Annotated in this window: 10 protein-coding genes; 8 read left to right on the forward strand and 2 right to left on the reverse strand. The window is 46.9% G+C overall.

Going from position 1 to position 9830, the window contains the following annotated elements; translation table 11 throughout:
- The 5 genes from B2751_RS09945 to B2751_RS09965 all read left to right on the forward strand — a co-directional run.
- Window positions 1-958 (forward strand): amino acid permease (locus B2751_RS09945; RefSeq protein WP_290774561.1); only part of this gene is annotated, 958 nt, incomplete at its 5' end.
- 80 nt (window positions 959-1038) lie between these two features.
- Window positions 1039-1221, forward strand: coding sequence for a hypothetical protein (locus B2751_RS09950; protein WP_035411695.1), 183 nt, complete (start codon window positions 1039-1041; stop codon window positions 1219-1221).
- 69 nt (window positions 1222-1290) lie between these two features.
- The gene (gene msrA / locus B2751_RS09955) at window positions 1291-2238 is read left to right on the forward strand and encodes a peptide-methionine (S)-S-oxide reductase MsrA (protein WP_035411485.1); all 948 of its coding nucleotides are present in this window, start codon (window positions 1291-1293) and stop codon (window positions 2236-2238) included.
- Between the two features lie 68 nt (window positions 2239-2306).
- Window positions 2307-3602 (forward strand): DUF2252 domain-containing protein, encoded by a 1296-nt coding sequence (locus tag B2751_RS09960; RefSeq protein ID WP_290774563.1) that lies wholly within the window; start codon window positions 2307-2309, stop codon window positions 3600-3602.
- A gap of 225 nt (window positions 3603-3827) precedes the next feature.
- Window positions 3828-5264, forward strand: coding sequence for an amino acid permease (locus B2751_RS09965; RefSeq protein ID WP_290774565.1), 1437 nt, complete (start codon window positions 3828-3830; stop codon window positions 5262-5264).
- 47 nt (window positions 5265-5311) lie between these two features.
- On the opposite strand, the gene B2751_RS09970 is transcribed toward B2751_RS09965, so the two are convergent.
- Together B2751_RS09970 and B2751_RS09975 are read right to left on the reverse strand one after the other, a co-directional pair.
- Window positions 5312-6973: a glycerol-3-phosphate dehydrogenase/oxidase gene (locus B2751_RS09970; RefSeq protein WP_035411477.1), complete on the reverse strand. Its 1662-nt coding sequence runs from the start codon at window positions 6971-6973 to the stop codon at window positions 5312-5314.
- A 33-nt stretch (window positions 6974-7006) separates the two neighbouring features.
- Window positions 7007-7975: a Gfo/Idh/MocA family oxidoreductase gene (locus tag B2751_RS09975; protein WP_035411475.1), complete on the reverse strand. Its 969-nt coding sequence runs from the start codon at window positions 7973-7975 to the stop codon at window positions 7007-7009.
- A gap of 57 nt (window positions 7976-8032) precedes the next feature.
- Here B2751_RS09975 and B2751_RS09980 point away from each other — a divergent pair, with 57 nt between their 5' ends.
- The 3 genes from B2751_RS09980 to B2751_RS09990 all read left to right on the forward strand — a co-directional run bounded on the left by B2751_RS09980 (window position 8033) and on the right by B2751_RS09990 (window position 9796).
- The gene (locus B2751_RS09980) at window positions 8033-8299 is read left to right on the forward strand and encodes a DUF5327 family protein (protein WP_035411472.1); all 267 of its coding nucleotides are present in this window, start codon (window positions 8033-8035) and stop codon (window positions 8297-8299) included.
- Between the two features lie 60 nt (window positions 8300-8359).
- Complete coding sequence (locus B2751_RS09985) at window positions 8360-9010, forward strand: SDR family NAD(P)-dependent oxidoreductase (protein WP_035411468.1); 651 nt, start codon at window positions 8360-8362, stop codon at window positions 9008-9010.
- Window positions 9011-9085: 75 nt separating this feature from the next.
- On the forward strand, window positions 9086-9796 hold the full coding sequence (locus B2751_RS09990) for a thermonuclease family protein (RefSeq protein ID WP_290774568.1): 711 nt from the start codon (window positions 9086-9088) through the stop codon (window positions 9794-9796).
- The last annotated feature ends 34 nt before the right edge of the window (window positions 9797-9830 follow it).

Below are 9830 nucleotides of genomic sequence, written 5' to 3' on the forward strand. Positions count from 1 at the left end.
AGTCGTCGGTGTTGCGATGATTTTCGGTGTCTTTACATCGGAGCCACCGGTTGGCTTTAAAAACTTTGCTCTCGGGGATGCGCCGTTCGTCGGTGGTATTCCTGCCGTCATCGGAATCATCCTCGTTGCTGGATTCAGTTTCCAAGGAACAGAACTAGTCGGAATTGCCGCAGGTGAATCGGAAAATCCGAAAAAAAACGTTCCAAAAGCAGTCAAACAAGTCTTCTGGCGCATTTTACTCTTCTACATCCTTGCGATTTTCGTCATCGGGATGCTCATTCCGTATACGAGCCCGAACTTGGTTTCCAATGACATCACGGACGTTGCCGTTAGTCCGTTTACGCTCGTCTTTGAAAAAGCAGGTCTTGCGTTCTCGGCAGCACTCATGAACGCCGTCATCTTGACATCTGTTCTATCTGCCGGTAACTCAGGTATGTATGCTTCCACACGGATGCTGTATACACTTGCTCGTCAAGGAGATGCACCAAAGTTCTTTGCAAAAGTGTCGAAAAATGGGGTACCGCGTAACGCCTTGCTTGCAACAGGAGCAATCGGTGCGCTCTGTTTCTTAACATCGATGTTTGGTGGACAAGTCTACCTGTGGTTACTCAATGCTTCAGGTATGACAGGATTCATCGCATGGCTCGGAATTGCGATCAGTCACTATCGTTTCCGTAAAGGATTCCTTGCACAAGGTCATTCGTTGAAAGATTTACCTTACGTTGCACCAGCGTTCCCGTTCGGTCCGCTGTTTGCATTCGGTCTTTGTTTCCTTGTCATCGTTGGTCAAAACTATGCAGCATTCCTTGCTGATCAAATTGATTGGGTCGGGATTGCCGCGACATATGTCGGAATTCCGTTGTTCCTTGCCTTCTGGTTAGGACACAAATTCAAAAACCGGACGTCGATTGTTCGTTACGAAGAGATGGACTTCCCAGAACATCCACGTCAATCGTAATCAACGAGCCACCTTCAAATGAAGGTGGCTTTTTAGATGTCGCTTCAAGTAAGATGAAAGAAAAACAGGAGGCGATCTTCGTGAATTACTGGTACCACTTTAAGCGTGCCTTCTTACCGATCGCATTATTGCTTGTGACGCTTGCCTTGTACCAAATGATTTATCGTTTGAATAACATCTGGTACTCGCTTGGAGGACTTCTTCTTGTCTTCGCAGCAATTTACTTTGTCATGCGTCGCCTAAAAACGAACCCAGAGGATTGAATGAGCAGGAAAGTCGAGTCCATTCTCTGAACGCGGTAAAATAGAGACATACAGAGGAGGGGAAGATAGATGGCAAAAGCAATATTTGCAGGTGGTTGTTTCTGGTGCATGGTCAAGCCATTCCATAAATATGATGGGGTAGAGCAGGTCATTTCAGGATATACCGGTGGTCATACAGAGAACCCAACTTATAAAGAGGTCTGTTCGGAAACGACAGGTCACTTGGAGGCGGTTGAAGTCACGTACGATCCGTCCGTCATTACGTACGAAGAATTACTCGATATCTTCTGGCGTCAAATCGATCCGACAGACGGGGGCGGTCAATTCAATGACCGTGGTGAATCATATCAGCCGGCCATTTTTTATGTCGATGAAGCGCAGCGTGAAGCAGCTGAACGTTCGAAAGCAGAGCTTGACGCATCAGGACGTTTCTCGCGTCCGGTCGCGGTAGAAATTCGTCCGGAAAAGCCGTTTTGGCCAGCAGAAGAATATCACCAAGATTATTATAAAAAGAACCCATTCCGCTACCAGATGTATAGCGTCGGCTCCGGTCGTGCGAAATTCATTAAGGAAGCGTGGAAGGATCATGGTAAGGAAAAAGAATTGAAAGAGCGTCTGACACCGATTCAGTATAAAGTCACACAAGAAAACGGGACAGAACCCGCTTTTCGTAACGAATACTGGGATGAAGAACGTCCAGGTCTTTATGTCGATATCGTCGATGGTACACCACTCTTCACATCAAAAGATAAATTCCAGTCAAACTGTGGTTGGCCGAGCTTCGCTAAACCGATCTCAGAAGACAAGATGGAAGTCGAACTCGACACGAGTCATGGGATGACGCGGACGGAAGTACGTTCTGCGAATGCAGATAGTCATCTTGGTCACATTTTCGATGATGGTCCGACAGAGCTTGGTGGTCTACGCTATTGTATCAACTCAGCAGCGTTACGATTTATTCCGGTAGAAGAGCTTGATTCGGCAGGATACGGGGAATATAAAAAACATTTCGAGTAACATGTAGGGAGCAGTCAAACGATTTCGTTTTGACTGCTCTTTTTTTCAAATGGAAAGGAGAGGATCAGATGTTTCAGTCCGTGTATGAAGAGATTCGACAGATGACGATTGCAAAGGTACTTGATTTCTATGATCATGAAATCCGTCAGCTCGATGAGAAAGCACGTCAGGAAAAGTACGACAAGATGAGTTTGAGTCCATTTCGTTTTTTTCGGGGGAGTTCGCATCTTTTTTATTACGATGTGACCCGGATTCCGCTTGGTTTTGACACACCTCGTGATAAGCCAACTTGGATCCAAGGTGATCTTCACTTTGAGAACTTTGGTGTCCATGGCAATGCAAAAGGAGAAATCATCTACGACGTCAACGATTTTGATGAAGGATACTTAGGATCGTATTTATACGATTTGATTCGCATGGCAGTCTCTGTGCGATTATTCGCTGAAGAGGCAGGATATGATTCAGTCCCTGCAATTCGTAATTATGTTCTTGAATACTTACATGATTTAAAAAAGTATGCACTTGGAAAAGATCCAAGTGATGTTTGTTTTACACGGGATAATACAAAAGGACCAATCAAGAAGTTAATCAAAAAAGCAGAAAAAAAACGTGAAGAATTAATGGGGGAGCGAACGGAACTGGTAGATGGCGTGAGACGATTTTGTACACTCCCGGATATGGAAGTAGTAGATGATGCGACACGAGCAGCAATTGAGTCTGCCTGGCCTTCCTACATCGAGACAATCGACACCGAGGATCGCCGTGAGGAATCGTTCTATACGATCAAGGATATCGTTCGTAAGCTAGACAGCGGAACAGCATCCATTGGTCTCGAGCGCTATTACATCTTGATTGAGGGCGAAGGGGGAGAAGAAGATTTGATTCTTGAGATGAAACAAGCGCAAACGTCTGTCCCTTCGTTATTCCTGCCCGTTTATCGTCCAGAAGCAGAAACCGTTCATCAAGGGAGACGGGTCATCACGTCGCAAAAGGCGATGCAGGCACATGAAGATCCATATCTTGGTTATCTGACGATTGAAAAAAAGGAATATTATGTACGCGAGCGCTCACCGTACAAGAAAAAACTAAAGGCGAAGCATATAAAAAGTCAGGAAGACCTTGAGAACGTGTTATGTATTCAAGGTCAAATTACCGCGAAAATCCATGCGCGGGCAGATCAAGATGCGGGAATTCAAGAAAAAATATTAACCCATCATGCGGATGTTGAAATCATTCGAGCTATCGGTGTTTCCGATACCGCTTTTTTGGAGCAGATCGAGCGTTGGTCAGAAGCTTATGTCATGCGAACAAAGCTGGATTACCAAGTGTTTTTAGAATGGACGAAGACGTGGAAAACGACTTAAAACGTGGACTGAAAAAGGAGAAAAATATCGGTATGTAACAGATGTTACATGCCGATATTTTTGAAGTGATTTTTATTCTTTAACAGATGAAAGCGTCATGCAAAAAACAAATAGGTATAATGACCTATATCAATTTATCTGAAAACTTCGTAAATTTTTGATTAAGTTCTTACGAACGACTCGCTTCGTAAGACAAATCACAACGGATATAGGGGGAAGTACATCATGAGTTTGACGCGGAAAAAAGATGTTTCCGCTATGATTGCTGCAAGTAAACGCAACAGTGGACTTGCTCGAAATCTTGGCGCGATGGATTTAACGTTTTTAGGAATTGGCGCCATCATCGGTACCGGAATCTTCGTTTTGACGGGAACAGGAGCGTTGACTGCAGGACCAGGACTTATCGTATCATTCATTCTATCTGCCATCGCCTGTGGTCTAGCTGCTCTTGCTTACGCTGAATTTGCATCAACGATTCCGGTCAGTGGATCCGTCTATACGTATACGTATGCAACGATGGGAGAGATCTTCGCTTGGATCATCGGTTGGAACTTGATTCTCGAATATGGACTCGCCTCCAGTGCCGTAGCAGCCGGTTGGTCAGGTTACTTCCAGTCTTTACTCGCAGGATTTAATATCCATGTGCCAACAGCTCTCTCAGCAGCTCCAGGAGCAGTAGAAGGAGCCAAGACATACTTCAACCTTCCAGCCTTCCTGATCCTCTTTGCCATTACGGCATTGTTGTCGATGGGAATCAAGGAAACGAAACGTGTCAACAACATCATGGTCGTCATCAAATTAGCAGTCGTCGTGTTGTTCATCGTCGTCGGTGTTGGCTACGTTGAACCATCAAACTGGACACCATTCACTCCATTTGGTTGGGGAGGCGTCTTCTCGGGTGCTGCGATCGTCTTCTTCGCGTACATCGGTTTTGATGCTGTTACATCAGCAGCGGAAGAAGTCCGTGATCCACAAAAGAACTTACCACGTGGTATCATCGGTTCACTTGCTGTCTGTACAATTCTTTACGTCATCGTCGCAGCCATCATGACAGGGATCGTCCCTTACAAACAATTCGCTGGTATCGATCATCCGGTCTCACTTGCGATTCAAATGGCAGGTCAAAACTGGGTCGCTGGTTTCATCGATCTCGGTGCGATTCTCGGGATCACAACGGTTATTCTCGTCATGACATACGGAATGGTGCGTCTCGCGTTTGCGATCTCGCGTGACGGGATGTTCCCTAAAGTATTCTCCGAAGTGCATCCGAAATACCAAACACCATTCAAGGCGACTTGGATGATCGGACTTGGTAGTTCACTCGTCGCTGGATTCGTTCCACTCGATGTCATCGCGAACCTCGTCAACATGGGTACACTCGCAGCATTCGTCTTAATCTCTGTCGCTGTCTTGATTCTTCGTAAAACACAGCCGGATCTCCCACGTGCATTCAAATGTCCGGGTATGCCATATGTGCCAATCGCAGCAATCGCTGCATGTCTCTTCTTAATGTTCAACTTGAAACTCGAGACATGGATTGCTTTCGGAGTCTGGCTTGCAATCGGTTTAGTACTTTACTTTACGTTTGCGCGTAAGCGTTCGAATCTACACCCAGGAAATATGTCGGTAGCGGAACTTGCTGCTTCAAAAGAAGAAGAGTAAACACATCAAAAGACCCGATCGCCTTCAGGCGATCGGGTCTTCTTGTGTTAGGAAAGTGGAACAGGACCTTTGACGCGAACCGCGTCAAATTCGCGACGAATGCTTTCATTGGCTTTCGCTTCATCTTCTGCCGACCAGCCGAGTTCACTACGCATCAGGGCAAGAACACCGTCTGCGTATTGTTCAGCATGTGGGAAATCAAAGAAGACGGCTGAAGCACGACGGTTCAAGAAGTCACCGGGTTGCATGACGAGCTCTGCTTCTAGACCATACAGAAGGGCACCGAACCAGTGTAACGGTAATTGATAACGAGCGGCTTCGTCACCGCGTGTCCGAATCAATTCGAAGACACGTTCGACATTCGTACCGTAGCGCTGGATGAGCCATGTCGTCTCATTCGGTGACAACCCAAGTGCTTCGCCTTTTGGTTGTTGTTCCTTCATATAACGCGCGAATCCTTTACTTCCTTGTGGATGACCACCACCAAGCAAGATATCGTGCGTACGGGAAGCAAGATAAATTCGATTTTCTTCTGTCTTGAATTGCTCCGCGACCATATCGATGATTCGTTCTGCCATCTTCCGGTACCCAGTCAACTTACCACCGGCGATTGACATCAGACCGGATTTCGAAACGAAGATTTCGTCTTTTCGGGACAGTTCACTTGGATCTTTTCCATCTTCATGAATGAGTGGACGTAGTCCAGACCACGTTGATTCGACATGCTCAGGTCGTAACTCGACGTTGAACATTTGATTCGTCGCCTCTAGGATGTAATCCTGATCCTCGACGGTGACACCAGGCTCAAGAATATCTCCTTTATAGTTCGTATCCGTTGTTCCGACATACGTTTTCCCTTCACGTGGAATCGCAAAGATCATCCGACCGTCTGGAACATCGAAGTAAACGGCTTGTTGCAACGGGAAATGTACTTGATCGATGACGAGATGAATCCCTTTTGTCAGGTGTAATGACTTTCCAGACTTCGAACCGTCTTTTTCGCGCAGTTCATCGACCCAAGGACCCGTCGCATTAATGATCTTCTTCGCCCGAATCGTATACGTTTTGCCACTTAAGACGTCGCGGACTTCGACACCAACGACTTTTCCATTGTGGTAGACAAGCGATTCCGCTTTCGTATAATTGACGGCACGTCCGCCGTAACCGATGGCTGCTTTTAAGACTTCGACCGTCAGTCGAGCGTCATCCGTTTTATATTCGACATACCGACCACCGCCGACTAAATGCTCTGAGCGTAACAGTGGTTCGTAACGTAATGTTTCTTCTTTGCTAAGCATCGTCCGACGTTCATGGCGTTTGACACCAGCGAGTTGATCATAGACACGTAAGCCGATCGAGGTCGAGAAGCTACCGAATGTACCACCTTCGACAAGTGGAAGCATCATCCACTCCGGTGTCGTCACATGCGGTGCGTTCTCATACACGATGGCACGTTCTTTCCCGACTTCGGCGACGAGTTTAATCTCGAACTGCTTCAGATAACGCAATCCACCATGGACAAGTTTCGTCGATCGGCTCGATGTCCCTTCGGCGAAGTCCTGCATTTCGATCAAGCCTGTCCGCATGCCGCGACTTTGTGCGTCAAGCAGAATACCAGCTCCCGTGATACCGCCCCCGATGACGAGGACGTCTAAAAGTTCTTGTCCCATTTCTTCTAACCATGCTGTCCGTTCCGTACTTGAAAACATCTTGTCTTCCCCCTGTTCGTCTGAAATGAATAGTTAGTCTACTTCTATCCATGTACCCACTTTTGCACTCTTTTGAGCACGATCAATGATTTTCATGACGAGTTCAGCCTGTTTCGCAGAGACAGGTGGTGTGGTTCGCTTACGGATGGCTGGAGCGAGATCCGTATAATAATCCCCAAAATGACCGGAAACAAAAGGGAAGTCTTGCAGAGGTCCATTTGCTTCAGCCAATTGATAGGTCGTCCGTTTTGTATCGACTTCATCAACGAAGTAACTCGCCTGTGTTCCGTGCACCATCAGGGAGGGACCAACAGCTGGAACGATGGAACCGATATGCAAAATAGCGCGTCGCGTGCCAAAGGCTAAAATTAGATGTGTATAGTCATCAACGATCCCATCTTGTCGTTGAATCGTTTGATCACAAAAGACACGGTCTGGAATTTCATCGAAGGCGACGAGTGCTTGATCGATCAAGTGTGAACCAAGGTCGTACAATAGTCCGGCACCAGGAACGTCCTGTTCGCGCCAACGCTCCTGCACATCGGGACGGTAACGGTCATAATGCGCTTCGAACGTCTGGAGCGTACCGAGTCGTCCAGATTTCAATAAGGTCATCAGCGTCCGAAAGTCCTTCGTGTACCGCCGATTATGATAAACTGTCAGTAACCGACCGTATGTCCGTGCTAGTTCTGTCAACGTTTCGGCTTCTTCGAGCGTGACGGTGAACGGTTTCTCGACAAGTACATCACAGCCCGAGAGCAAGGCGAGACGCGCGAGTGGATAATGCAGATCATTTGCCGTCGCGATGACGACTAAATCGATTTGTTCCGCTTCAAGTAATGCTTCAAGTGTCGGATAGACAGGGAGCGTCGCGTCGTACGCAGCGACCGCTTCCGGGCGACTCGACTGAACAGCTACCAACTGATAATCAGGTGCGTGTAAATAAGGAGCATGCAAATGTTCACCGGCAAGACCAAAACCAACTAATGCGGTACGAATCATAGAAAACACATCCTTTTCAAGTTCATACCCTCAATCTACCATAAGGAGGAATACAAGATGATTACCGAGCAACACATCATCGAAAAGATGCGCCAAGCGATGCAACGTATTGACCAAACAACAGGAGCTGCGCAGAAAGAACAGATTGCAGCGATGAAGGTTTACTGTGAACTACTGCTCGAATCCGATTCGACGTCGAGTTCGACAATATCGCTTCCTACGTCAACGCCTCAGGCAACCCCAGCGGTCGATCCGATGTTAGCGCGTTTCATGGGTGTTTCGCAGGAAAAAGAAGAAAAAGGCACTTCATTGCTCGATTTTTGAATGAAATGACGCAATTCAGGGAATAACCATCACAGTTAAAATGAGAAAGGGAGATACGTCATGAAAACAGTCATCGTCATTGGAGCAGGACCAGGAAACGGATATGAAATCAGTAAACGATTCGGGCAAGAAGGATTTCAAGTCGTTTGTGCGGCGCGGACACAAGAAACGCTTGCAGCCGTCATCACGGAACTAAAAGAAGAAGGTGTAGAGGCGGTGGGGGTAGAATGTGATGCTTCTCGAAAAGCCGATATCGCATCACTCATCGAATGGACAGAGGAGCAGTATGGACAAATCGATGTCTTAGTCTATAATGCTTCGATTTTACATCAAGCATCTGTCCTTGAAGTCTCGGCAGAACAGATTACGAAAGAGTTCGAGATCGATGTTCTCGGTGCACTGCATGCCGCACAACTCGTTGCTCCTTCGATGCAGGAACGAAAAGACGGCGCCATCCTGATTACAGGAGGTGGCGCTGCGATGCAAGCAATCAAATCGTTACCAGGGCTTTCGATTGGCAAGGCAGGCGTTCGTCAAGTGACGCACATGCTCCATGATACGTTGAAGGAAGACGGTGTCTACGTCGGAACTGTCACGATTGCCGGAGAAGTGAAGCGTGGAACGGCACTTGATCCGAAAAACGTAGCGGAAGCGTTCTATACACTCTATACAAACCGTAACGAAGTAGAGACAGTTCTATCAGCAGACTAACTTATGAACAAGGTGACGTATGCGGGTTCGGACATTGACCGAATCCGTATTTTCATGGAAAGGAGAGAAATAGAAATGAGACGATCTGTATTCATAAGTCTACTTTTTTTATTCGTCCTCATCGGTTGTGCACCAGAAGAAACCGATCTGCTTGGCATCAAGCAACCAGACGATGAAAAGATTACGAAAGCGACGGTGCAACGCGTCATCGATGGGGATACATTAAAAGTGAGGCTAGCAGACGGGAAAACGGAGGATGTTCGTTTGTTGCTCGTCGATACACCGGAAACTGTTAAACCGGATACGCCGGTTCAACCTTATGGAACGGAAGCTTCAGCGTTTACAAAAGAGAAATTACCGAGCGGGACAGCTATTCGGTTAGAGCGTGATCATTCCCGGGCTGACCGATACGGACGACTGCTCGCATATGTCTGGTACGGCGATAAAATGTTGAATCAAGAGTTACTCCGAAAAGGTCTTGCGCGTGTGGCGTTCGTCTATGAACCAGACACACGTTATGTCGATATGTTTGAAAAAATCGAACAGGAAGCAAAACAGGCAAAGAAGAAAATCTGGAAGCACGATGGCTACGTCACGAATCGCGGATTCAATGTTCAAGCGATTACAGAAACGAAATCCTGCGATATCAAAGGTAATATCAATCGGTCAGGTAAAAAAATTTACCATGTCCCGGGTGGTCAGTCTTACAATGAAGTGAAGCCGGAGCAACGGTTCTGTACGGAGAAAGAAGCACAAGAAGCCGGATTCGTCCGAGCAACACGCTGATAAACGCAAAAAAAGCCATCGCTAGCGATGGCTT

The sequence above is a fragment of the Exiguobacterium sp. UBA6282 genome (assembly GCF_002440475.1).
Lineage (GTDB): Bacteria > Bacillota > Bacilli > Exiguobacteriales > Exiguobacteriaceae > Exiguobacterium_A.

Excerpts from the sequence above, each read along its gene's own strand:
- B2751_RS09965 (WP_290774565.1), top strand. The coding sequence starts at position 3,828 with ATGAGTTTGACGCGGAAAAAAGATGTTTCCGCTATGATTGCTGCAAGT.
- B2751_RS09980 (WP_035411472.1), top strand. The coding sequence starts at position 8,033 with ATGATTACCGAGCAACACATCATCGAAAAGATGCGCCAAGCGATGCAA.
- B2751_RS09970 (WP_035411477.1), bottom strand. The coding sequence starts at position 6,973 with ATGTTTTCAAGTACGGAACGGACAGCATGGTTAGAAGAAATGGGACAA.
- B2751_RS09975 (WP_035411475.1), bottom strand. The coding sequence starts at position 7,975 with ATGATTCGTACCGCATTAGTTGGTTTTGGTCTTGCCGGTGAACATTTG.
- B2751_RS09990 (WP_290774568.1), top strand. The coding sequence starts at position 9,086 with ATGAGACGATCTGTATTCATAAGTCTACTTTTTTTATTCGTCCTCATC.
- msrA (WP_035411485.1), top strand. The coding sequence starts at position 1,291 with ATGGCAAAAGCAATATTTGCAGGTGGTTGTTTCTGGTGCATGGTCAAG.
- B2751_RS09960 (WP_290774563.1), top strand. The coding sequence starts at position 2,307 with ATGTTTCAGTCCGTGTATGAAGAGATTCGACAGATGACGATTGCAAAG.
- B2751_RS09985 (WP_035411468.1), top strand. The coding sequence starts at position 8,360 with ATGAAAACAGTCATCGTCATTGGAGCAGGACCAGGAAACGGATATGAA.